The organism is Shouchella lonarensis (assembly GCF_900096965.1).
Taxonomy (GTDB): domain Bacteria; phylum Bacillota; class Bacilli; order Bacillales; family Bacillaceae_D; genus Shouchella; species Shouchella lonarensis.
Window position 1 is genome coordinate 125974 of the sequence record NZ_FMYM01000004.1, and the last position, 23619, is coordinate 149592.

General features: G+C 44.2%; 28 protein-coding genes and 1 other RNA gene. 8 read left to right on the forward strand and 21 right to left on the reverse strand.

Annotated features, from left to right (window positions below; all coding sequences use genetic code 11):
• Positions 1–251 precede the first annotated feature (251 nt).
• The 14 genes from BLT29_RS05155 to BLT29_RS05220 form a co-directional block, all read right to left on the reverse strand.
• Positions 252–641, reverse strand: coding sequence for an SH3 domain-containing protein (locus BLT29_RS05155; protein WP_090775260.1), 390 nt, complete (start codon positions 639–641; stop codon positions 252–254).
• A complete protein-coding gene (locus BLT29_RS05160) occupies positions 607–2007 on the reverse strand; it encodes an SNF2-related protein (RefSeq protein WP_090775261.1) in 1401 nt (466 codons plus the stop codon). Before BLT29_RS05160 ends, BLT29_RS05155 begins: the two co-directional genes overlap by 35 nt.
• Positions 2004–2219 (reverse strand): VRR-NUC domain-containing protein, encoded by a 216-nt coding sequence (locus BLT29_RS05165; protein ID WP_367576282.1) that lies wholly within the window; start codon positions 2217–2219, stop codon positions 2004–2006. The genes BLT29_RS05160 and BLT29_RS05165 overlap by 4 nt, the downstream gene beginning before the upstream one ends.
• Positions 2220–2605: 386 nt before the next feature.
• Positions 2606–5008 carry a virulence-associated E family protein gene (locus BLT29_RS05170; RefSeq protein WP_176763819.1) on the reverse strand — a complete coding sequence of 801 codons (2403 nt, stop codon included), beginning with the start codon at positions 5006–5008 and terminating at the stop codon, positions 2606–2608.
• Positions 5009–5054: 46 nt separating this feature from the next.
• Positions 5055–6989 carry a DNA polymerase gene (locus tag BLT29_RS05175; RefSeq protein ID WP_090775380.1) on the reverse strand — a complete coding sequence of 645 codons (1935 nt, stop codon included), beginning with the start codon at positions 6987–6989 and terminating at the stop codon, positions 5055–5057.
• Between the two features lie 64 nt (positions 6990–7053).
• Positions 7054–7614 carry a DUF2815 family protein gene (locus BLT29_RS05180; RefSeq protein ID WP_090775263.1) on the reverse strand — a complete coding sequence of 187 codons (561 nt, stop codon included), beginning with the start codon at positions 7612–7614 and terminating at the stop codon, positions 7054–7056.
• 19 nt (positions 7615–7633) lie between these two features.
• The gene (locus tag BLT29_RS05185) at positions 7634–8413 is read right to left on the reverse strand and encodes a DUF2800 domain-containing protein (RefSeq protein WP_090775264.1); all 780 of its coding nucleotides are present in this window, start codon (positions 8411–8413) and stop codon (positions 7634–7636) included.
• Positions 8410–8697 (reverse strand): hypothetical protein, encoded by a 288-nt coding sequence (locus BLT29_RS05190; RefSeq protein ID WP_090775265.1) that lies wholly within the window; start codon positions 8695–8697, stop codon positions 8410–8412. Before BLT29_RS05190 ends, BLT29_RS05185 begins: the two co-directional genes overlap by 4 nt.
• A gap of 32 nt (positions 8698–8729) precedes the next feature.
• The gene (locus BLT29_RS05195; RefSeq protein WP_245701096.1) at positions 8730–9488 is read right to left on the reverse strand and encodes a phage antirepressor KilAC domain-containing protein; all 759 of its coding nucleotides are present in this window, start codon (positions 9486–9488) and stop codon (positions 8730–8732) included.
• Positions 9485–9985: a phage antirepressor KilAC domain-containing protein gene (locus BLT29_RS05200; RefSeq protein WP_176763820.1), complete on the reverse strand. Its 501-nt coding sequence runs from the start codon at positions 9983–9985 to the stop codon at positions 9485–9487. Before BLT29_RS05200 ends, BLT29_RS05195 begins: the two co-directional genes overlap by 4 nt.
• Before the next feature lie 13 nt (positions 9986–9998).
• Positions 9999–10385, reverse strand: coding sequence for a BRO-N domain-containing protein (locus tag BLT29_RS05205; protein ID WP_090775268.1), 387 nt, complete (start codon positions 10383–10385; stop codon positions 9999–10001).
• Between the two features lie 46 nt (positions 10386–10431).
• Positions 10432–10908: a BRO family protein gene (locus BLT29_RS05210; protein WP_090775269.1), complete on the reverse strand. Its 477-nt coding sequence runs from the start codon at positions 10906–10908 to the stop codon at positions 10432–10434.
• Positions 10909–10920: 12 nt separating this feature from the next.
• Positions 10921–11241, reverse strand: coding sequence for a DUF771 domain-containing protein (locus BLT29_RS05215; protein ID WP_090775270.1), 321 nt, complete (start codon positions 11239–11241; stop codon positions 10921–10923).
• On the reverse strand, positions 11229–11447 hold the full coding sequence (locus BLT29_RS05220; RefSeq protein WP_090775381.1) for a DNA-binding protein: 219 nt from the start codon (positions 11445–11447) through the stop codon (positions 11229–11231). The genes BLT29_RS05215 and BLT29_RS05220 overlap by 13 nt, the downstream gene beginning before the upstream one ends.
• A gap of 202 nt (positions 11448–11649) precedes the next feature.
• On the opposite strand from BLT29_RS05220, the gene BLT29_RS05225 reads away from it, so the two are divergent.
• From BLT29_RS05225 to BLT29_RS05240, 5 genes are all read left to right on the forward strand, one after another.
• On the forward strand, positions 11650–12108 hold the full coding sequence (locus BLT29_RS05225; protein ID WP_245701098.1) for a helix-turn-helix domain-containing protein: 459 nt from the start codon (positions 11650–11652) through the stop codon (positions 12106–12108).
• Positions 12109–12121: 13 nt separating this feature from the next.
• On the forward strand, positions 12122–12529 hold the full coding sequence (locus BLT29_RS05230) for an ImmA/IrrE family metallo-endopeptidase (protein WP_090775272.1): 408 nt from the start codon (positions 12122–12124) through the stop codon (positions 12527–12529).
• Between the two features lie 129 nt (positions 12530–12658).
• Positions 12659–12817 carry an Arm DNA-binding domain-containing protein gene (locus BLT29_RS05235; protein ID WP_090775273.1) on the forward strand — a complete coding sequence of 53 codons (159 nt, stop codon included), beginning with the start codon at positions 12659–12661 and terminating at the stop codon, positions 12815–12817.
• Positions 12818–12868: 51 nt separating this feature from the next.
• Positions 12869–13024 carry an Arm DNA-binding domain-containing protein gene (locus tag BLT29_RS13080; RefSeq protein WP_176763821.1) on the forward strand — a complete coding sequence of 52 codons (156 nt, stop codon included), beginning with the start codon at positions 12869–12871 and terminating at the stop codon, positions 13022–13024.
• Between the two features lie 46 nt (positions 13025–13070).
• A complete protein-coding gene (locus tag BLT29_RS05240) occupies positions 13071–14225 on the forward strand; it encodes a tyrosine-type recombinase/integrase (protein WP_090775274.1) in 1155 nt (384 codons plus the stop codon).
• Positions 14226–14370: 145 nt separating this feature from the next.
• Here BLT29_RS05240 and ssrA read toward each other — a convergent pair.
• Together ssrA and smpB are read right to left on the reverse strand one after the other, a co-directional pair.
• Positions 14371–14725: a transfer-messenger RNA gene (gene ssrA / locus BLT29_RS05245) on the reverse strand.
• 74 nt (positions 14726–14799) lie between these two features.
• Positions 14800–15267: an SsrA-binding protein SmpB gene (gene smpB / locus BLT29_RS05250; protein ID WP_090775275.1), complete on the reverse strand. Its 468-nt coding sequence runs from the start codon at positions 15265–15267 to the stop codon at positions 14800–14802.
• A 193-nt stretch (positions 15268–15460) separates the two neighbouring features.
• On the opposite strand from smpB, the gene BLT29_RS05255 reads away from it, so the two are divergent.
• From BLT29_RS05255 to BLT29_RS05265, 3 genes are read left to right on the forward strand one after another with little or no spacing between them, the layout of a single operon-like run.
• Positions 15461–16540, forward strand: a complete 1080-nt coding sequence (locus BLT29_RS05255) for a D-alanine--D-alanine ligase family protein (RefSeq protein ID WP_090775276.1) — start codon at positions 15461–15463, stop codon at positions 16538–16540.
• Positions 16537–17910: a UDP-N-acetylmuramoyl-tripeptide--D-alanyl-D-alanine ligase gene (locus tag BLT29_RS05260; protein ID WP_090775277.1), complete on the forward strand. Its 1374-nt coding sequence runs from the start codon at positions 16537–16539 to the stop codon at positions 17908–17910. Before BLT29_RS05255 ends, BLT29_RS05260 begins: the two co-directional genes overlap by 4 nt.
• Entirely contained in the window at positions 17907–18980 is a 1074-nt protein-coding gene (locus tag BLT29_RS05265) for an alanine/ornithine racemase family PLP-dependent enzyme (protein WP_090775278.1), read from the forward strand. Before BLT29_RS05260 ends, BLT29_RS05265 begins: the two co-directional genes overlap by 4 nt.
• A gap of 41 nt (positions 18981–19021) precedes the next feature.
• Here BLT29_RS05265 and rnr read toward each other — a convergent pair whose 3' ends face one another.
• From rnr to BLT29_RS05290, 5 genes are all read right to left on the reverse strand, one after another.
• Positions 19022–21352, reverse strand: coding sequence for a ribonuclease R (gene rnr / locus BLT29_RS05270; protein ID WP_090775279.1), 2331 nt, complete (start codon positions 21350–21352; stop codon positions 19022–19024).
• Between the two features lie 34 nt (positions 21353–21386).
• Positions 21387–22133 carry an alpha/beta hydrolase gene (locus BLT29_RS05275; RefSeq protein WP_090775280.1) on the reverse strand — a complete coding sequence of 249 codons (747 nt, stop codon included), beginning with the start codon at positions 22131–22133 and terminating at the stop codon, positions 21387–21389.
• Between the two features lie 78 nt (positions 22134–22211).
• A complete protein-coding gene (gene secG / locus BLT29_RS05280; protein WP_090775281.1) occupies positions 22212–22442 on the reverse strand; it encodes a preprotein translocase subunit SecG in 231 nt (76 codons plus the stop codon).
• Between the two features lie 54 nt (positions 22443–22496).
• Positions 22497–22940, reverse strand: a complete 444-nt coding sequence (locus BLT29_RS05285) for a pyridoxamine 5'-phosphate oxidase family protein (RefSeq protein ID WP_090775282.1) — start codon at positions 22938–22940, stop codon at positions 22497–22499.
• Positions 22940–23521, reverse strand: a complete 582-nt coding sequence (locus BLT29_RS05290) for a non-oxidative hydroxyarylic acid decarboxylases subunit B (protein WP_090775283.1) — start codon at positions 23519–23521, stop codon at positions 22940–22942. The genes BLT29_RS05285 and BLT29_RS05290 overlap by 1 nt, the downstream gene beginning before the upstream one ends.
• Between the last annotated feature and the right edge of the window lie 98 nt (positions 23522–23619).

Below are 23619 nucleotides of genomic sequence, written 5' to 3' on the forward strand. Positions count from 1 at the left end.
GCCTTTCAGCTCGTAGGAGAAGTTCATCATAGGTTTGTGCAATTTCTGCCAACACAAAAAGCACCCGCCCCAGTTGGGACAGATGCTTGTATTTATATTTTATCAAGCGCCGTATGTGCGCGGTATAATCCATACTACCATTATGACAGGTTTCAGGTGTAATCGGGGTATAATGCTCGATTAATTTTCCACCTCGCTATTATTCCATACTATCACTATATCACGTTGAAGGTGTAACGGGGGTATAATGCCTATACTTTTTGCCGATTAATTTTCGCGCTCACTTGCTTGATGCGCTCCAGTGAGTAACACAATTCACGCGCAATCGCCTTGAGTGGCTTGCCCTCTACATACCGTTTGTATGCAACCTGATATTCCAATCCACCTAGCCTGCTCAACTTATACTCAATCTCTTTTCGCTTGTATTCCAACTCTTCAAGGACTTGATACATCTCGCTCAATCGCTCATTGAGCCTGTCCACGCGCCATGCAGCGTTGTCGAGCGGCACGAGCTTATATAACCTGCCGCCCTCCCACCAATCATCGCGTTCCTTCTTTGTCACGGCAATTAAGTCCTCGATGATGCTAATTTCTTTCATAACCTCGTTATAGTTCCTGATGACAATTCTCGTTGTGCTCATCACTTGTCCCCTCCGTTTGTATTCTCTCTAATCTTGCCTTCACTGCATCAAGCAGTGCATTCTGCCCGTTGGCTTTTCTGTCTAATGCAGTCATAATGTCTTGATCAATTGTGCCTTGTGTCACTAGATGATGCACGACCACCGTTTGCTTTTGTCCTTGACGGTGCAGTCGTGCATTGGCTTGCTGGTATTCCTCTAACGACCATGTCAGCCCAAACCAGACTACAGTGCTTCCTCCGTCCTGTAGATTCAGCCCGTGTCCAGCACTTGCCGGATGCGCAAGCAGCATCTCAATCTTGCCGGCGTTCCAGTCCTCAATATCTTTGGGCTTGTCTAATGTACGCACTTGCTTAAACCGCGCCTTAATGCGCTCTAAATCGTGCTTGTACTTGTAAAATACTAAGATAGGCTTGCCTTGTTCCTGTATCTCTTCCAGCGCATCGAGCTTTAGGCTATGTAACTCTTGCACTTCGTCATTCTCGTTGTACACGGCTCCGTTTGCTAGCTGCACGAGTTTGTTAGATAATACCGCTGCCGTATCAGCAACAACGTCTGCCTCTCCTGCAAAGGGGAGCAAGTAATCCCGTTCCAACTGCTTGTACCTCTTCCGCGTCTCATGATCCATTCGTACAGGCACAACATTATCCACTCGTTCTGGTAGTTTCAAATGGTCTTTAGCCTTCATGGAGATTGCAATGTCTCCTATACGCTCGTAGATTTTCTTTTCTGCTCCGTGTTTTAGATTCCAGTTATAGACGATGTGCCCTTTCCGTGCGCCTGGTATGAAATATTTGTCTCGATAAGCAGTCAACGTGCGTCCTAATCGCTCGCCTTTGTCTAGCAAATACATCTGCGGCCAAAGGTCTAACAAGCCATTGGGTGCGGGTGTGCCCGTCAATCCTACGACACGATCAATATATGGCCGTACTTTTCGTAGTGCTCGGAATCGCTTTGATTTACTTGATTTAAAGCTAGATAGCTCATCAATTACGACCATGTCAAATGGCCACTTGGTTTTATAATGATCCACCAGCCACTCGACATTCTCTCGGTTGATGATGTAGATGTGTGCGTCTTGTTCTAACGCTTTCAGGCGTTCTTTCTGGCTTCCTAGAACCTTGCTGATCCTAAGGTACCGCGTATGATCCCACTTTTCAGCTTCTCTGCTCCATGTATCTTCAGCGACTCTTTTTGGCGCGATCACCAATACTTTAGCTACGTCGTAGTAGTCGTGCATCAGATCACTAATCGCGGTTAATGTTGCTACTGTCTTGCCTAAGCCCATGTCAAGCAGAAGCGCTGCTGCCCTATGTTCTATGATATGGCGAGTTGCATGTGTCTGGTATAAGTGAGGTGTAAAATTCATGGGCTCACCTCTTTTAGCAGTCGATCAATCGACTCTATGGAATCCACGACATACACCTGACAGCCTAACTGCTCCAGTTGTTGCTTCCTCTTCACCTGCAAGGCTCGTAGCTTCATACCTGGCGCTTTGACTTCCGCAAAAACAATCCTGCCGGCAGGCAAAATGACCAACCGATCTGGCACACCTGCCGTGCCTGGAGACACAAATTTCAAAGTTTTGCCGCCTTGTGCTTCCACTCTATGTTTGAGTATTTTTTCTAATCTTGATTCTCTCATATGTTTGCTCCATCTCCTGCTGTTTTTTTGCATGCGTGCTCATGACCATGATTTCCCTATTACTTTTTCAAACATAGTATTTATAGAATATATAGAGTAATACATATTATATATACTCTATATATTCTATATTTCATACTCTATATATAAAGTATGATCACATGAACACAATGGTTCTTTATCCCTTGTGTACCAAAGGAAATAAGCGTGTCCAAAGGGCGTGACCGTGTATCCTTGACATAGGTACATATTACAGAAAATTCTGTCCATACCGCCCTATTGCTGTGACCATGGCGTGTCCATAAAAATATGAACACGCGACCCTATTTCTCCCTAATAAAAGCCTTTTGAGTTCCATATTCTTTACCGAATCGAAGGCGCCCTCTCCCTGTCGAGTGCGGTTTCCACCCAGGGATTCGTTTCAAAACGTCGTTGATTTCTCTACTCTTTATCGGTGTAAATTGCTTGGGATCGCCTTGAAGAAGCTCTGCCCATATTTCCATCGCACAAATTCGCTCCCGCGGTTGACCACTAGCCTGTATTTGCTCACTATGGAAATACTCTTTACGGCTTTGAATGTTTTTTTCATGCCAATTCTCCGGCACGGGATACTCCAGAAATTCTTGTATCAAACCGAAGAGATCATTTTCTTCCATATGCAACTCTTGCGCTTCTTGCGCGCGATCAGCCACTTCTCCCTCTAAGATGAGCGGCTCCTTGCCTTTATACCGCTGCACGGCTTCCGCCCACACCTGCCCGATCTCATCATCTGTCAAGTCTTTGAAAGAGCTTTTAGTCGCTTTTGCTTTATCCACTACAACCGGCCAAAAGCGCCTGTTTCCCGTTTTATCTCGCAAAAAACTGATGTCGTTCGTCGTGCCAAAAAAGACGCATTGCCGTTTAAAAATCGATACTTGCCGTCCGTACGCCACGCGGAACGCATCCTCTTGCTTACTAATAAACTGCTTGATCGGCTCTACATCTGCCTTACGCATTGCGCTTAATTCCGCCATCTCGATGATCCAAAACCCCTGAATTTGTTCCATTGCTTCTTTTCCAAGCACTGTACTGAAAGAGTCACTATACCAGTCCTTACCCATTTTCTTAATAAGATGGCTCTTTCCTACTCCTTGCGCACCTACCATCACAAGCACATTATCAAATTTGATCCCAGGCTCATAGATACGTGCTACAGCCGCGGTAAAGGCCTTTCGTGTCACTGCACGAACGTACTCTGTGTCTTCTGCTCCTAAGTAATCTACCAGAAGCGCATCTAAGCGCGGGACGTTATCCCACACTAGCGAGGACAGGTAATCCCGTATCGGATGGAATCCATTTTCATGACTCGCTTCTGAAAAAGCATTGAATATTTTACGCGAACCTGTAATTCCATAATACCGTTCCATGAAATTTTCCAGACTTGCATCATCACGATCTTGCCAAGTATCACCAACATCAAGTTTCCTCCACGGTAAATCTCCCAACACCATATGCCTGTTAGCAAATTGGTTGTACCCAATTTTTCCTTTTAACTCTGGATGATTCTGTAGTATAAGCTGAATATTCGGTGCCGTGTTCAACAGAATTCCCTTTTTGCTATAAGAAAGTTTCTTCGTCCATTCTGTATCGTCTTCATCCTGGGGCACTTCACCAAATTCCTCTGAAACCTCAATAATTTTTTCTTGCGCCAGTTGTCGCTTCACGTTCTCATCTTTCTGCGCTAACTCGATCATTGCCATAAATGAGGGCAGTTTCACAACTGGCGTGCCTGGTTCCGCGTCATCATCTTGTGCACCAAACTTATGAATACGCACAAGATCAAACGCGTTGACCAGCCTTCCGCTAATCGGATCGGTTGCATGATGGGAATACGCAAATGTATCGTTGTCATACAAAACCAAGCCTCCTGTCGTGCTCCCGTTTTGATACGTGTAGCGACCGTTCCCAGCCGATTCATATACATCACCTAACATCGTATAGATCGCTTCTGTGATCGTATATGTCCGGCAGAATGCTCCGATCAATCCTGGTTTAGTATGAGGATCACCTTGCTTCGCGGCCAGTCTCTTAACAACGGTCTGTCTACGATCCGACTCCGGCCATTCCGCCGAATCGCGCCAATTGTTATAACGCGCCAACACGTCGTCAGGATCGATGAAAGGTGCGTCCTTGACCTTAAAAAAGTATTCCCCGTCTTGTGGTGTGCTCGGCCAATACATCAGTCTGTGCGCTTCATACGTCGTATCATCGAATTTATTAATCCCTAGATCAGCCGCCACTCGGCGTGCAAGCGGCGTGTATTCATCCGCTGTTACCGGACGAGCAAGCGGAATGACAAGTCGTAAGCGCGGCTTCTCTTGCGTATGTGAGTGTGTGCTGTAGATAACTATGGCATGATTAAAAAAATCGTCTATCATGCTTACAATCGGATCGTTTTGATTCAAATGGTCCGCATCCAGTGTGATCAAATACCGCTCTTTCACATTGTCTGCTTTCCGACGACCCGATTTCTTAAGCGATCCACCAACAAAACCGCCAATGTCTTTTGTCTGTCCTTGTTGCTTTCGAGACATTTTCTTATATTCGACCATCGTCTCTGGTGTACGTGTGGTCTGGGATAACTTTGTGACCAGCTCTAGCCATGTAAAGCTCTTATTCTTCCATGTTGTTTCAAATCGACTCTGTCCTACTGCAAGCATCAACTGCCGATCATGTTTGATTGTCATTGCGTCTCTCCCCTCAACTCTATGAGGTCAACAGCACTGACCCCATCTAATCTTTTTTATAGTAATTCGTCACGAATCCGTCCGCATCTAACGGTAAATCTTTCGCCCACTCAATCGGACGAGACATGATCTCTTCCACTTCTTCTAAGCTCGTTGATTCTGGCGCTTCTATGACTACTTCATCATGCACATGCATGACAATTTCATGTTCTTTCAATCTCATCATCGCTTCTGCTAGACAATCACGAGCGACGGCTTGGACGATGTTCTCCACTAATTTGCCGCCATAAGTTCTAAGCCTTACCGTCTTGCCGCTGTTTCCTGCGCCTTCATACGTCAATCCTGACTTGTTAAATGTCGTATCATGCTCAATCCTAGGCCGTGTATATGCAAGCCGTCTGCCGGATGGAAGACGAATAAACAATGTAGCTTTATCCCACATGAAGGTTAGCCCTTGCACGTTCACAATCTCTTTTGTCTGTACCGCTTTGATCGCTGCACGTTCTACGTCATACCAAAATTGTTTGATTGCCGGATTCGCTTCTCTCCAAGCGTCCACCAAGGGTTGTAGCTCTTCTTCCTTTAACCCCATCTTGAGTGCACCCATCGTTTTTAGTGCGCCGACACTCCCCTGATACCCCAGTGCCAACTCCGCCACTTTCCCTTTTTGACGTAGCTCCTTGTCTACTTCCTCAATCGGCACATTAAACATTGCGGATGCCGATGCTTCATAGATTTTTCCGTGAGTTTTAAATACGTCTACCCGCCACTCCTCATCCGCAAGCCAAGCGATCACCCTCGCCTCGATCGCGCTAAAGTCAGAGACTAGCAACCTTCTCCCCTTCTCTGGAATAAACGCGGTTCGTATCAAGCTACTTAATACATCAGGAACGTTGTCATAGACCATCTGCAAGCCCTCCAACTCCCCTGCTTTAAGAATCTTGCGGGCAATGCCCACGTTTTTACCGCTCATCGTACCCCTAGGCAGATTCTGCACCTGTACGAACCTTCCAGCCCAACGCCCCGTACGGTTTGCGCCGTAGAACTGTAAAATCCCTCGTAGACGGCCGTCCTTGCACTGGCCCCTTGCCATAGCCTTATATTTTGATATTGACGTCTTCGCGAGTAGTGTGCGTAGTCTTAGCGCACGTTTTACATCATTGTTGCTTGTCTCTTTTAGTAACGTCGCGACCGACTCTTTATTCAACGTCTCTACTTCCGTTCCTTGCTCGTTGATCCATTTCTTTAACTGCGAGACACTATTTGGATTCTCAAGATTCGTGAGCACTTGGAGCTCATCTAGTACACCTTGTTTGTACCGTTCATCTAGCTCAATGGCATTTTCCATTAAATCCGCGTCGATTAAAACTCCGCGATCATTAATGTGCTGATCGAGTACGTAAAGTTCGTTCTCAAATTCATTAACCGGAAACGCTGCAAGTTTTTTACGGATTTCACGCTCTACTATCACGTCTTGCACACAATACGCTTTAAATTTATCCCACTTTTCAGAATCATGTTCAGGTAGATTTCTTGTGCGTCCCCCATTGACTTTGGTTGGCTTACAAGGAATAGAAAAATATGCAATGAGTGCTTTACCTGCACGGTCTTTTTGCGCATCCATCTTTAATGTACTCGCCACACCTGCTAGATGGATTGGAAGCCCTAATGTTAACGCATGGACTTGCGTACACCGCCACTGCTGGATCGGTAGGTTGATCCCTAAATATGACTGCAAGCAAATCCGCTCAAATTGCGCGTTAAATGCGGTCTTGATGATCGATTCATCCGTTAAAGCCTTCAATACTTCTTCCGGCAACTGCTCTCCTTGCGCAAAATCAATAATCCGCACATCTTCGTTGTCAAATGCATAAGCAAATAACAATACTTCAAAATCTGTAGCTTCGGCGTATTTGTACAAACCTTGCTTAGGTAAGTCCACGCTTGAATATGTCTCAATGTCGATACTAAGTGTTGTCATGGGCATCCTCCAATTCTTGATTACAAAAGGGGCCATGCGTTCCAGCCCCTTTTGTTGTCATTCTTTAACCAAGCAAGTCTTCCATTTCTTCCTCTAGCTCGTCAAAATCTTCAAATGCGCTTGACTTACCTCCCAAACGTTCCCCGTCTGCCCACTTCTGGATGTTATTTAGTCCTGCCGCAATTCCACGATTTCCACTAACGTTATAAGCGTAAAAGTTGATAGATGCTCGTGCATAGCAACCACTATACAAGTCATCTGGTTCTGTGATCGGTGCCATAGTGCGATCCACAACTTGCGGACGTGACACGCTGCTTGCATTGATAAAATAATGGCCTTGGTATTCTTCTTTTTCCGGTCGCTCCTCGTCACCGTCCCGTAACGGTGTACGTAAGTTTGCAGGGATTTTCCCACCAAATTTTTCATTCTTTGCGTTTTCCTTCGCGGCTTCAATCGCTTCTTTAATTGCTTTGATCGTTTTCTTATCTGATTTAGGGATTAAAAGAGAAACGCTATATTTTTCTTTCTGTCCTTCCTCCATCGCATACGGCTCAAAAAGTCGAGCATAGCTTAAGCGTACTTTCCCCGTGATTACTTTTGTGTTGTTTGTTTTTGTTGTTGTCATGTGAAAACATCCTCTCAAATTAGTTTGTAAGTACATCAAAATCTTCCTTGGCAGATTTCCTACGGTACATATCCCATGCCTCACACGTCGGTTTTACTTTGCAAAATCGGCAATGCTTCCCCGCCACTAACTCCCCACCGCCCACATGTGCCTTTTTTGCAAGAGGTTTAACCATATGATCCGCCCAAGCATACAACTCTTCCGCCGACAGCCCATACTCGCTGATGTGATCCAATCGGGGTTGTACAATCGTCATACGCACTGTATTGATGTCATAGATCATATCGTAAGCATCAAGCGCCCCAAGCGCATACAGCATCATCTGTGTGTTTTTGTGCGCATCGACCCGTACGCCCTTTCCATATTTCAGATCAATCACTTCTATTGCACCCTCTGCGACGATCAATACGTCCCCTGTGCCAAAACCACCTGGCACCCATCGGCTAAAATCAAGCCGATCCTCCAATAAAACGAGCTTGTGTGGTTTGTCCATCTCATTAAATCGCTCATAGACAAAATCCACGTATGATTTCACGTATTTCTCCATGTCCTGGTTGTAAAACGAGGTATGTTCTGTAAAATCGTGATGTTTCTTTGCAAACTCATACTTGCTGATCTTGTCAAACTTCCTCTGCAAATAAATCTCGGACAACTCATGTGCCGCGGTTCCTTCTAAAGCAAAATTGCTGGCTCTATCCTCAATTTTATCTTCCAGATTTGCGGACGGCGTACATACCATCCAACGATGAGCGCCGGAAGCGCTCAACTTGGCATGTGCTCTGGTGGCATGTTGCGTCATAGCTCGGTACTCGCTTTGTTGTAAAAGGATTCAAGTTGATCTGCGGACAGCTCGGACGCTTTTTTCACGTCAAACGCGGTCAACAGCTCTTTCACTTTAGCTTTCTTTCCATCGGCTACAGCCTGTCCCAATAATGGCCGAATGTCATCATCCAAGCTGATCTGTTTTGGTTCTGTGGCAGGCTCTTTGGTTTCTTCTACTGTAGGAGTGCTCACCTTCTTCAATTCCCCAACCAATTTTTCAATTGCATTTACGATTTCTGGTGCTTCAATTGTTACCTTCATCGTTTGTCCCCTCCTATTGTCTTTTAATCAATTCACGCGGTTTGTTCTCGCTCCATCATCGGCACTACGCCTTTCTCCCGTTTCAACAGCTCATAAATAAACATGCGCCCTGCTTGTGTCCAATAAGTGTGCAGCTTACTCTTATCCTCGCTAATAAAAACGGTCTGACTTTTCGTGTACCCTTTATCCTGATATTTGGCATAAAGCAACCATCGTCCACCTTGCTTGTATTGCACACCTAACTCGTGGAGCCATTTATTCATCGTTACTGCTCCCACGCCGTAATCCTTTGCAATGTCCGTGACGCTCACCACGTCTTCCGTTTTCAAAACAGCATCGCAATAAGATGCTTTTGGCTTCATCTCTGCATTTTCTAATTCCAAACGCTCTTTTTCTTCTGCCATCTGCGCCGCCAAATACAAGACCTCAGAGCGCGTTTTATCGATTTCATCCCTTGCCTTTAGTTGCTTTTCCATCTCTTTAAATTTGATGACATAAGCGGCTGTGAACTCAATTCCTTTTTTTCCTGTCAGTTTGTTTGCGACCATATCGCACCCTTCACGAGTCAAGAGATAACAAGGCAATGTTCGTCCCGTTTTATCTTGGTATGAGTCTTCGATGAAAAACTCACTGAAATCAATTTTGAGTTCAGTACTATCTGTTAAAACTTCCACGTATTTATCGATGTCACGTAACAGATTGTGATGCTTCTTGTCTACCATCTCTGCCACATCCCGACTATCCACCAATAATTGACCGTCTTGTGCGATCACTTTCAACTCATTCATCATAAACATTCCTCCCGATTCCATACAAGGTATTCTGCCTTCCTTTCCATAAGCGGTACAATTTGTTTTTCTTGTTTCAAACGCTCATAGATGAACGTTCGTCCTTTTTGTGTCCAATAAGCATGCACCACACTGCCCTCATCAGTGGCGTATATCTTATTTTGTGTGTATCCTCGATTCTGGTGTTTGGTATTGAGCAACCAACATCCGTCATACTCATACTGCACACCTAGCTCGTGAAGCCACTGATTCATTGTTTCTTCATTAACACTGTAGTCTTTTGCAATTTGACTGATACTCGTAACTGACTTGGTTTGTAGAATCAAATCATAATAGCTAGCTTTCGGGCTCATATGACGAATGACTTGATCTTTCTTCGCTAATTCTAAAGTGAGACGTTTATTTTCTTTCTCAAGATACGCCCTTTCCTCTTCCAAATCAGCAGCTAATTGTAGGGCTTCCACATAAGTATCTGGAATTTTAAATGATCCGACATACATTCGCTTTCCCCTCCTAAACTTCTTGATAAAATGCGGTTGACAGAGAGTGGTTCGTTGCCAAGTGAAGCGCATCTACAAGAGAAACGGGACCAAATGAACCTGTTTTCCGCACAGATGGAAGCACTTTTGATGTGATCCACTTCCGAAACGCTTTGGCTTCTTTTTTACGGCTAACCAACAGGATGCCATACAGCCCATCCTCATTAATAAATACCGATAGTTGCGGGCCACCTTCTGTTTGGACAACATGTCTTGAAATGTTATCCTCGTTTAATCTCCGTCGCACTGTGCCTGGGTGCTTCAGCCCCAAAACCTTGCATACATCTTTTAGCATGAAATACGTTTTCCCGTCTCTAATGTAGGTGCGTACCCGCGTTCCACCATAATACAAATCCTTCATATCAATCTCTCCTTGAAATCGGGGGCCGTTACCCCCGAATATTGTTTTAAAACCGTTCTTCCGTTAAAAATTCAATTGCTTTCATCATGACCTGCTCTTCTACTTCTGATGAGACATGCGTCTTTTTCATCCAATCAATCATCACTTTTACCAAATGTGTTTTTTCATCTAACCGCTTCGCTTTTGCTGCTGTTTCCTTTAACTGTTCTTTTTGGCGGAAGAAAGCGAGCGCGCTATAGATGTAATCAAACAACTCATTTGTCTCCGGTTTATTGCTCATCACGATAAGTCGCAATATTCCTTGTTTACTGTAGATAACCGTTTCTTCGGGTTTTCCGCTTAATTTGACTCGCTTTGAAGATTGGTCAAACTGTTCACGGTTGCGAAGATGCTTGCGTTTTATCGTATCTCGCGGGTTTGCGTACCCGAGCGCCTCACCGACTTGACGGCGTGTCATGTACATCTCGTTTTTGTCGCTTAAGTAATAGTTACACAATCGCGTTTGAATAAGTTTAAGCTTCAAGGATTTTTCCTCCTATTGTATAAAAATATCGCTAAAGTGTTTGTCCAGAAAATCTGCCATCTTATTGGCTTGGAAGGACCATTTCTGCCCTTTTGCTCTCGGGTAGTAAACAAATCCACCCTTTTCAGCATCCAGCTTCTTAATAAAACGCGGCTGGTAAAGGATATTCTCCTTGATCCAGTCTTGTTTCCTATGGATGCGTTCTTCTAATTGCTTCATGTCCCAGTAAACACCACGAAGCTTCTCTTCTTTTAATTCATTCCATTCATTCTTAGTGATTAAAATTGAATCTTCTGGAATAGGTATAGTCAGATTCACACTTAGTTCTTGCATGGCTTATTCTCCTTCGACTCGAATAAATACTCGATGTCTTGCTCGGGAAAGAATTCATTTTTGATTTTTGCAGCATGAGATACTGAAAAATCGGTTTTCCCATTTAACTTGTCATTGACTGTTCCATAGCGAACGCTCAGCAACTCCGCAATATCAGCAGTCTTCACGTCAATCCTAGCCATTTCAGCACGTAAGTTACGTAACACCATATCTCCTCCTTAAAACTCATTTGCGAATACTCATTTGCGTTCTGGTGTAATTAAAATATATACGATATTGAGTATTAGGTCAAGCCCTAAATCAAAAAAATAATACTCAATCGAGTTTTTAGGGGTTTACATACGACATTGCGTATAGTATTATAGGTATAGAAACGCATAATCGTATTTATGGAGGAGGTGATATATATTGGACGCACCAGCAAGGTATTTAGAACACCTCATTAAAGAAACGGGACTGACTAAAAAAGCCTTTGCCCAAAAAGCCGGTTTGCCTCAAACCTCTTTACACTCAATCTTGCAAAGAGGTGTTGGCAGCGCGTCTGTTAATAATGTCATAAAGGTTTGTCAATGTTTGGGAGTTACTGTAGAAGAGGTAACAGCAGTAACCGATGACACACTTCCTATAAAGATCGGTCAGCGTGATGAGAAGATGGAAATAGACGAAAACACTCATGGAGAACCCGCTCCAAAATCGCTCCGAGAAGAGTTGCACGACATGGTTAATGGACTAAACAATGATCATGGATTTGCATTGTCTGATGGGGATTATGACATGAGCGAAGAAGAAAAAGAGCTTCTAATTGACACGCTCGAAAATACGGTGTTATTAGTTGCAAAGAAGAAATCTAAGAAAAAAAGCGACTAGGGGTGATGCCTGCTTGAAATTCCCTACAACATCTGTGAATACACTTACAAAAAAGTATGGGACAAGCAGTCCTTTTAAGTTAGCACGACACTTAGGTATTGAAGTTGTATTTGGAAAACTGGGGGACAAATTAGGATGTTACATCCATACACCCGTCCCCATTATCCTTCTCAATGCAAATGTAAGCGATAAACAGCAAGTCTTCGCATGCGCGCATGAGTTGGGGCATGTGGTACTTCATCAAAATATAAATATTAAATTCTTAAAGCAACATACTTGCGTCTGTATCGACAAATTAGAAGATGAAGCAGATTACTTCGCGTTAGAACTCTTGAGGGCTTCAGGAAAAACAATGACACTAGATGAAATAGTGTATGAATATGGGGTTCCAAGACGAATTGCTTTATCAAAAATAAGTTAGCAAACAAAGGAGCGCAAGCTCCTGGCTAACTGCCAAAAGAATCATGTGTGGATACATCTCATTTGTGCCAATATTTGAACTTCATAACCCCTTAAACGAACGTATATTCTTTCAAGGAGGTGAATTTTGATGGCAAGTTTTCGCATGCTGAAACATGGAAATTGGCAATATCGCATCTCACACACAGTAAATGGGCAACGCCGTGAGAAGAGCAAAAGCGGATTTAAATGCAAACCGGATGCTGCTAGAGCCGCTTATGAAAAAGAGAAAGAGCTCGGCATTAATTAAATTTTTTTACCTTAAGACACGAACATACATTTGCTGATGGAGGGATTTGCAATGGCTCGTGTTAAAAAATTGGAATATGGGTGGCAATATCGCATCTCGTATGTAGTTGACGGTAAGTGGAAAATAGAGCGCCACAATGGCTTCAAAACAAAGAACGAAGCGCTCACTGCTGCACTTTTTAGGGAGAAAGACCTCGGGCTTAGATAATTTTTTTTACCCCAAATACCAAACGTATATTCTGGGAGGGACGTTTATGGCAAGCATTAGAAAGTTGAAATCTGGTTATCAATACCGCATCTCCGTCAAGGTGAACGGAAAGTTCACTGAAAAAAGCGAAGCAGGGTTTCGGACAAAAAAAGAAGCACAAGCGGCTGCGGCTGAAATGGAACTGCGCATCAAGAAAGGACACGGCGTTGATACAGTCAACGCCGCTGACCAACCATTCACTGAGTATTTTCGGAATTGGTACGAAGTCTTTAGGAAAGGGAAAAAGAGCCCTGACAATGATGGAGACATAGAACGGGCCATACGATTTGCGGAAGAGCATTTCTCTGGGGTAAAGCTAAAAGATTTAACGAGAGCTATGTATCAAAAGGCACTCAACAAATATGGTGAAACACACACCACCTCTTCCGTTAAAAAGCATCATACGTACATGAGAGCTTGTATTAGGGACGCAATGGAGGAAGGAATCATCATTAAAAATCCAACGTACCAAGCACAACCAATCGGCAAGGTGCAACCTAAAGATGAAGGATTGAAATTCTTAAGCTACGGGGACGCACAGCTACTCATCGATGAGCTGAAAAGCAATCTACAACCTCGGTATGTTTCGCGATACATTCTATTGTTTGCAATCGCGACAGGAGCCCGCTTTTCGGAAATTATGGGTCTTACTTGGGACTGCGTCAATTTCGATGAGCAAACTGTAAAAATTGAAAAGACATGGGATTACCAGCACACAAAAACTTTCAGCAATACCAAGAACTATTACTCTAAACGTACAATCACACTGGACGATTACACTTGCATGGTTTTGATGGACTTATGGACGAACAACAAAAGGCTCATGAAAACACGTCGAGTAAGGAATTTCCGAAACCTTGTCTTTGTTAATCCAGAAATGCAGCTCATTTCCAATAGTGCAGTCAATAAGACCTTGCGCAATTTATGTAAAGGGTTGGGACTCCCATCTATCACTTGTCATGCGCTAAGACATACACACGCGTCCCTGTTGCTATATCGAAAGTGTAACATCAAATATATTTCACGACGACTCGGCCACACCGACATCGTTACGACGCTCCAAACCTATTCTCATATCATTGATGAGATGGAACAACGAGAATCACAAGTAGTTAATGATTTGATGAACGAGCTTCATACGCCTAATGCACTTCATGCGTAAAGCGGCGCGCAAATCCATACCAAAATTATACCAAAAAAAATACCAAAACTACCTTTTTCCATCCTTTTCTCCCCAAACAAAAAAACCCAAAAACGCTGGTGTATCAACGTTTTTTGAGCTTCTAACTTTTCCTTTCTGATCCTACAAATGGAGACGGTGGGAATTGAACCCACGTCCAGAAATAACGACACTTACGCTTCTACAAGCATAGTCTTTGTATTAGCATTTCACTAACACATCAGCCCAAAGACAGGCTTCCATGTAGCTAGTCTGATTAATCTCTTCCCGCTCCCTCAGACGGCGAGGGCAAGGCGTATCCCACTAAAGTTGAGCTTCAACCACACCACATGGGTGATGGTGAGGAGAAGCCGCTTAGCTTATGCAGCTAAAGCGAAGTTGTTTTCTTGTTTGCCAGTTATTGGCTAGTGCGTTTTAACGAGGCCGACCCCTCGACTTGCCACGCAAGCTCGACCTATTCCTGTCGAATCCAAAACGTCCCCCTGTTTTGGTTGAAACACCAGAAACTTTTGTTCTGGATCTTTTATTTTATCATAAAACAAACGTTTGAACAAGACTACCCTTTCAAGCGTTCCTTTAGTGCCCGCTCGACTTCACGTTTGGCATCTTTTTTGCGTAACGTATCGCGTTTATCATAGTTCTTCTTCCCTTTCGCCACTCCGAGCAACACTTTTGCAAAACCATTTTTAATATACACTTTGAGCGGTACAAGCGCATAGCCTTGTTGCTGGATCTTGCCAATCAGCATGTTAATTTGTTTACGATGTAACAATAACTTACGTGCTCGAACGGGATCATGATTGTAACGATTACCTTGTTCATACTCACTGATGTGCGCATTGTGTAAAAACACTTCACCTGCCCGTACACGTGCAAATGACTCTTTTAAATTCATCTTGCCCGCACGAATTGATTTAATTTCTGTGCCTGTTAGCACAATGCCCGCTTCAAACGTTTCTTCTATAAAATAATCATGCCGCGCTTTTTTATTTTGCGCGACCGCTTTTCCTTCATTTTGGGCCATCGTATCCACCTACCACGTATCTTTCATATCATCGTACCAAGTACGAGACATTTCGTCAATGGGGCTCACGTCCTACCTCCTTCAAAAAAAGAGTTGACGCATACCTGTATTGGACGTATAATACACTTACATGATGTATGAACCACATAATACACGTATATTTCCTACTACACTACTAGGGAGGACCACACAAATGAAGAAAAAAGTCTTTGTTTTATACGGCGGAAAATCAGGAGAACATGATGTATCGATCGCTTCTGCCTTAAATGTATTAAATGCACTAAATAAAACGTACTACGATGTTTTTGCCATATACATGACACGTGAAGGGAAATGGACGGAGCCATGGAAAGTCGGAGACACGCCTATTTCGGAAACGGACATGCGTAAAACAACGACTACCTCTTATACCGAATCACTCCGTACATTTTTAGCGAGTGGTCTTGATGAACAAAGCATTGTCTTTCCGGTCATGCACGGTACTTACGGTGAGGATGGGAAGATGCAAGGATTACTGGATATGTTGCACATTCCTTACGTTGGAAATGGTGTCGCTGCTTCTGCAATTGCGATGGATAAAGTGATGTCGAAAGAACTTTTAAATACACACGCCATCCCGCAAGCGACATTTGTTGCCTTCACTCATGCAGAATATGAGGAAGATGAATCTCATTGTCTACAAAAAGCACAAGACATCGTTGGCGTTCCGTGCTATGTCAAACCAGCTAACATGGGCTCAAGTATCGGTATTAGCCGTTGTGCAACTAAAAATGAACTGGCCCAAGCGATTTTAGAAGCATTTCGATATGATGAAAAAGTGCTGATAGAAAAAGAGATTGTTGGTAAAGAAGTACTCATTGCCCTGACAGGTAATCAAAACATTCGTTGTTCTGTTTCTGGGGAATGGCAACGTGACGTCTCGTTCTTTGATTATGAAGATAAGTATATGGATACAAACTTGACACCGATCATCCCGGCACAAATTTCAGATGATACATACAGCAAACTTTGTGCATACGCCAAAACAGCCTTCCGTGCGCTCGGATGTGCTGGATTATTACGAGCAGATTTCTTCGTAACAGAAGACAACGACATTTACTTAAATGAAGTGAATACTATGCCAGGATTCACCGCTCACAGTATGTTCCCGCTCCTTGTCCAAAAAACGGAAGACTGCACATATGGCGAGCTTCTTGATCAACTGATCATGCTCGGTTTCGCGCGCCACGACCGCAACCACCGCATTCAATATACAAAGGAAGTGACATCATGATTCGTAGAAACCTCCAAGATGTTGCCGCGATGCTAAAGGCGACTGCAAGTCACTCGGTTGGTACGACCATTACCGGCGTAGCAATCGACTCACGTAAAGTCGTACCTGGCAACCTTTTCATTCCTTTACAAGGCAATCATAGCGACGGACATGCATACATCGAGCAAGCGATTGAAAACGGTGCGAGTGCCGCCTTATGGCAAAAAGACGCTACGAATGCGCCCACAGATTTTCCGCTCATCCTCGTAGAAGACACCTTAAAAGCATTGCAACAACTCGCTTACGCTTATCGCAACCAACTGAAGGCCACTTTTATCGGCATTACTGGGAGCAATGGCAAAACGACGACGAAAGATATGATCACCAATATCCTGGCCACAGCGTATAAAGTAGGCAAAACCGCTGGCAACTACAATAATGAGATTGGTGTCCCGCTCACGCTACTTGATTTAGATGAAGATGTAGAAATGGCAGTCATTGAAATGGGCATGGGCCGCCCCGGAGACATCCGGTTTTTAACTGACATCGTGCAGCCACATATAGGCATCATTACAAACATCGGACATGCTCATATTGTCAATCTCGGTTCGCTTGAAAACATCGCTGCCGCGAAAATGGAATTAGTAGCGGGGATCCAGCCTGAGGGCATCTTACTTTGGAACGGTGACCAACCCGTCCTGAAAGAACAAGTCGACAAACACGATTTGCGCACAAAAACCTTTGGCGCGGCACCGACAAATGACTTCCATGTTAAAAATGTCTCTCCTTACGAAGGTGGCAGTCATATGACTATTTCAGACTCTCCCTTCATTTTTGATGTCCCGTTTCCTGGATATCACCAAGCAATGAATGCTTTAACAGCGATTGCGCTCGCGCGACTCGTTCATCTTACTGATGAACACATCCAGTCTGGATTGCACACGCCGATCCCAGCTGATAAGCGCAATGATGTCCGAACAATTGGCCACATCACAATCCTCGATGATACGTACAAATCTAATCCAGAAAGCGTACGTGCCGCTTTACAGACATTGTATAGCATAAAAACTGAAGCAAAGAAATTTTTTATTATGGGAGATATGATCGACATGGGGGACGAGGCAATACAGCTCCACCAACAAGTTGCCGATGAGTGCACACCTGAGCAGCTGGACGGTGTATTCGGTCTTGGAGAGCTCACTTCCTACACTATCTTAGCCGCCGAAAAAACTTTTGGAACAGCCAAAGCCCGTCACTTTGATCAAGAAGAAAGCCTCATGAAACATTTACGCTCACTGACAAATGAACCTTGTATTTTATTATTTAAAGCATCACGCGCCCTACAGTTCGAACGACTAGTTGAGGCATTAGAGGAGTCACTGCAACGATGAAACCACTTCTACACATCAATCTAGCAAAAATTAAACATAACACAGCAAGTCTTGTAAAAACAGCGCACGCACAAGGGTTAAAAGTTGCTGGTATTACAAAAGGTTGTTGCGGAAATATTGCTTTTGCCGAAGCACAAATGGCAGCCGGAGTCGACTTTCTCGCCGACTCACGCATCGAAAATCTGAAAAATATGCACACATTGAATATTAAAAAAATGTTACTTCGATCGCCACGATTAAGTGAAGTAGATGATGTCGTTACGCACGCAGATTATAGTTTAAATTCTAGTACCACCATCATTCGCGCACTGGGGGCTGCCGCTACAAAAAAACAAGTCACCCATGCTGTCATTTTAATGATTGATATCGGCGACTTACGTGAAGGCATTTGGCATGAGAATACAGATGATATTTATCATACTGCTCGCGTCGCCATCGATACAGAAGGTATTGAACTTGTTGGCATTGGCACAAATGTCACCTGTTTAGGGGGCATCATGCCCACCGTAGAAAACTATCAAAAAGTGATTACAATTGCTAAAGAGATTCGCCGCGAGTTTTCGATCCCTCTTCCAATTGTGTCGGGCGGTAACTCTAGCATCTTGCCCATGCTATACGAAGAGAAAATTCCAACCGGTATCACCCACTTACGAATCAATCAGTCCATTTTCTTAGGAATAGAAATTGGCTATGGCAATCCGATTCCAAACTGGGCGTCAGACATTGTGACATTACAAGCAGAAATGATTGAAGTACAAACAAAGCCATCTTATCCGCAAGGTGAGCGTGCACAGATGAACGCTTTTGGTGCCATTCCCACATTCAAAGATAAAGGAACGAGACGCCGCGCAATTGTAGCACTCGGCAGACAAGATATGGATTTAAGCGGGCTCATCCCCACCGTCCCAGGTATTACAATCGAAGGTGCAAGCAGTGATCATGTCGTGCTTGACATTACCGATAGTCCTTACGACTATGACGTAGGAGAAGCGATCACTTTCCGCGTCTCCTCTTACGCCAGTATGATTACTGCGATGGCTTCTCATTATATTGATACATTATTTCATTAAAAATGCGAGAGACCTCATCCTCAAAAGCGGCAGAGCACCCTCTACCGCTTTTTCCGCTTCCCTTTTTTCCGTTTGGCACTCGGTGCATTTTCGAAAAATGGCTTTTTCTTGCGCTTTGCACCGCTTTTACCGTTACCATCACGCTTTGGATCGCCAGTTAAAGAGGTTTTTTGCTTTGTAGCCCCTCTTCGCTTGCCGCTATCTATCACTTTCGGACGATCCGGTGCCTTGCGTGCATTCCGCTTTTTCATCCCGACAATTTCAAAATCAATCGTCGCTTCTTCCACCTGAACAGCGGCGACTCGGACTTCCAATTCATCACCAATCCGGAAAACTGTCCCGCTTCGCTCACCAATCATCGCATAATGTTTCTCATCGTAGCGATAGTAATCGTCCGTTAAATAGCTGACGTGGACGAGCCCTTCAATCGTATTATCCAACTCGACAAACAAGCCAAAATTGGTGACGCCACTAATGATGCCCGTAAATGTTTCGCCAACTTTGTCTTCCATGAACTGCGCTTTCTTCACATTATCTGTGTCACGCTCAGCATCGACTGCCCGCCGTTCCATCCCTGAAGCATGGGCCGTGAGACTCGGTAACGATGCTTGCCATTTGGCAATCGTCTTTTTATCCGTTTTTCCTTTTAGCAAATACGTACGGATTAAGCGATGAACAAGCAAATCAGGATAACGACGAATGGGTGATGTAAAGTGGGTATAAAACTCTGTCGCCAAGCCAAAGTGACCGATAGAGTGCACATCATATTTTGCCTGTTTCATCGACCGCAGCATCAACTTACTAATGACCGCTTCTTCCGGCTCACCAGACACTTCTTCTAACAATTGTTGTAATGAGCGCGGATGAATGGTATTTGCGGAACCGCGCAACACATAACCAAATCCGGTAATGAACGCCAAAAATGATTCGAGCTTTGTTTCATCTGGATCTTCATGAATGCGATATACAAATGGATATTTCAACCAGTGGAAGTGCTCTGCGACCGTTTCATTCGCCGCAAGCATAAACTCCTCGATCAATTTTTCAGCAACAGAACGCTCACGCAATACAACGTCTGTTGCTTTCCCGTCTTCGTCGACAAGCACTTTCGCTTCTTTAAAATCAAAATCAATTGCCCCGCGGTCAAAGCGCTTTTTCCGTAAAATTGCGGCAAGTGCTTCCATGTCTTCAAGCATCGGCACAATCTTAGTATAGCGCTCACGTAACGGTTCATCTTTTTCCACTAACATTTGATTTACATCGGTATATGTCATCCGCTCCGTCGTGTTAATGACACTTTGGAAAATGTCATGATGCACAACAGCACCGTTGTGGTCAATTTCCATTTCACAGGACAATGTGAGTCGGTCTACTTGTGGATTTAAACTACAAATCCCATTCGATAATCGGTGGGGAATCATCGGAATGACACGGTCAACAAGATACACGCTCGTCGCGCGCTCAGATGCTTCTTTATCAATTGGAGAACCTTCTTTAACATAATGACTCACATCAGCAATGTGAACACCGAGCAAATAATTGCCGTTATCCAGTTTTTTCACATGAACTGCATCATCCAAGTCTTTTGCATCAGCACCGTCAATTGTAATGAGCATTTCTTCGCGCAAATCACGACGTCCCTGTAAATCTTCCGTTGCAATTTTGTCTGGTACCGCTTCTGCTTGCGCTAATGTTTCATCCGAGAACGCTTGTTTAATGCCATGCTTGTGAATGATTGACAAAATGTCCATCCCGGGATCATTTTTATGACCGAGCACTTCTTTCACTTCTGCTTCGCCGCCAAAGCGACCTTCTGGATACTTTGTAATCGTTGCAATGACTTTATGGCCATCAACAGCGCCTTTTTCTTTGCCACGCTCAACAAAAAAGTCCGCACTAATTCGTTTATCATCGGCGACAACCATCGCGCGCGACGCATAAACCTTATATTCACCAACAAACTCCGTCACATGACGCGCAATCACACGAATAACCTTTCCTTCAGGACGTGAACCGTCGGATCGCTCATCAATACGGACAAGCACTGTGTCGCCATTCATCGCACTTGCCAAGTTATCCGCTGCAACATACACATCCCCTTCACCTTCATCTGGCAAAATAAAGGCAAACCCTTTTGCATGTCCTTGAACCCGCCCGCGGACAAGGTTCATTCTCTCTGGTGTGCCGTAGCGGTTTGTGCGTGAGCGCACGACTTGGCCCGCTGCTTCTAGCTCATTTAAAATTTTAATCAATTGTTTAAAACGTTCCCCTGAATCAATATGAAGCGCCTCTTCTAGCTCTTCCACTTTCATTGGCTTCGTTGCTTCTTCATGTAAAAACGCGCGCACATCCTCCTTTAATAACTCCTTCAATCGATTCACTCCCTCGCCGATCCAGTTTTCCTAGCTAGTTTGACCAATCTAGTCGATTTAAAAACGCCAATATATCTTCATGCAACACATCTTTTGCATCACTTAACGTAATGACATGCGATCCTTGTTCATACCAGTTGAGCGTCTTATCATCGGTCCCTAATTCTTCATAAATGATTTCTGCACTGTTCACATCAATCATTTCATCCTCTCGTGACTGCACAACGAGGGTCGGCGCTTCAATCATATAAAGTTGCTCACGCACTTCTGCCATTAACTCGCGTAATTGTTTCAGTGGTAAAGAGATTTTTTCTGCCAGCGCCGTGACTTCCTTTTCAATAAGTACTTCTTGTTTTTTCTCACGCTTCTTATATTCTTGTGCATACGCCAACATTCCTGCCTGCATGGCTGTTTCTGTCCGTGGCCGTACTGGCGCACACATTGGAATGACACCCTTCACCGATAATGTCGCACCCACTTTTAACGAGAAAACTCCGCCTAAAGACAAGCCACATACGGCAATTTCTTCATATCCTTGTTCTAACAAAGTGTTGTAACCTTCCTTCACGTCTCTCCACCAATCAACCGGACTGTATGTCACTAATTTTTCCGGTGGGACACCGTGCCCTCTATATAAAGGCGCATGGGTCGTATAGCCATGTTTTTGCAAAAAGCGCCCTAACATCCGCACATCAGCCGTTGTTCCCGTAAACCCGTGTAACAACAAAACCGCACGCGCCCCTCCTACAAACGTAAATGGTTTCGGGGCTACTAACTTCATTTTTCACGCTTCCTTTCTTATGTATATCTTACTAGCTATAATACAAAAACACCTGGCAGGTGCCGAGGTGTCTTTGCACTACAAGAAGTATCCATTTAAAATCGTTAGTCCGAAAAACAAGACCGCAAGCACAATCGTTGCACGATGCAACACTGCTTCTACGCCACGCGCCTTTTGTTTCCCTAAAAGCTGTTCAGCGCCACCGGAAATGGCCCCAGATAATCCTGAACTACGTCCCGGCTGCAATAGCACAGATAATATCAATAAGATTGAAACAATCACCATTAAAACCATTAACAATGCTTGCATCTATGACACCTCCACTTTCACACTCGTTCCTTTAGTGTACCATACATTAAAGCACTAATACAAGCGCATTTGTGCAATCACTCGCTCCCAACGCACCAGCGCTTCACCCGGTTTGTGTAACGTATAACGCACACCTGAATCTAACACCGCATACGGTGCTTTATCTGCTTTAACAGAAATGACTTCTCCTGCAAACAATGTCAACTGCTCCAACGTTGCTATACGCTCCAACTGTAAGCGAATGTCATAAGCTACTTGCTCCCACACAAACATTAACGTCGCTTTTTTTGCAGTTAACGCGTTTTTTTCAGACTGCGTCCCGGTCCAGATGGCCATTCGGAGCGATGACTCGTCCAGCGCAACGACTTCACCGACACTGAGCATCGCTTTGTACGGAAACCCATCCGCACCAACGGTCACAAACAGCATTGCATCATGTTGCTTCTCCTGTAAGTCCTCGCCATTTAAAAACGCGCGCACAGGTGGTGGTAACACCATCATTCCTCCTCTTTTCCCTGACCGGACAATCCATGCCAACGCTTCGCTTCAGGTAACTCAATCCCAAATTGATCTAGCGCACGATAGACAATATGATCAATCATATCATCTAACGTCTCCGGTCGATTATAAAAGGCAGGCATCGGTGGAAAAATGGTGACCCCCATTTGCGACAGCGCCGTCATATTTTCAAGATGGATCGTCGATAATGGCATTTCGCGCGTCATAAGTAACAACCGCTTTCGCTCTTTCAACATGACATCCGCTGCGCGGGTCACGAGCTGATCGGCCAAGCCAACCCGAATAGAGGCCAGTGTTTTCATTGAACACGGCGCGACAATCATGCCATCCATCCGCATTGATCCACTTGAAATGCACGCTGCTTGGTCATGAGGTGCATACGTGTAGTCAGCCAGTGCGGTCACATCTTTTACTGTATACGACGTTTCTTGTGTAATTGTAACACTCGCCCACTTCGACATAATTAAATGCGTTTCCACGCCTGTATCACGTAACTTTTCTAACAACCGGATACCAAAAATGGCGCCAGTGGCACCGGTCATGGCTACAATTAGTTTCATTGGTTTATTCGCTCCTATTACAACACTTTATCCACTTTTCCTCATTTTATCATACCCTGATATAATCAAAAATGTATAGATTGTGTACATGCATAGTA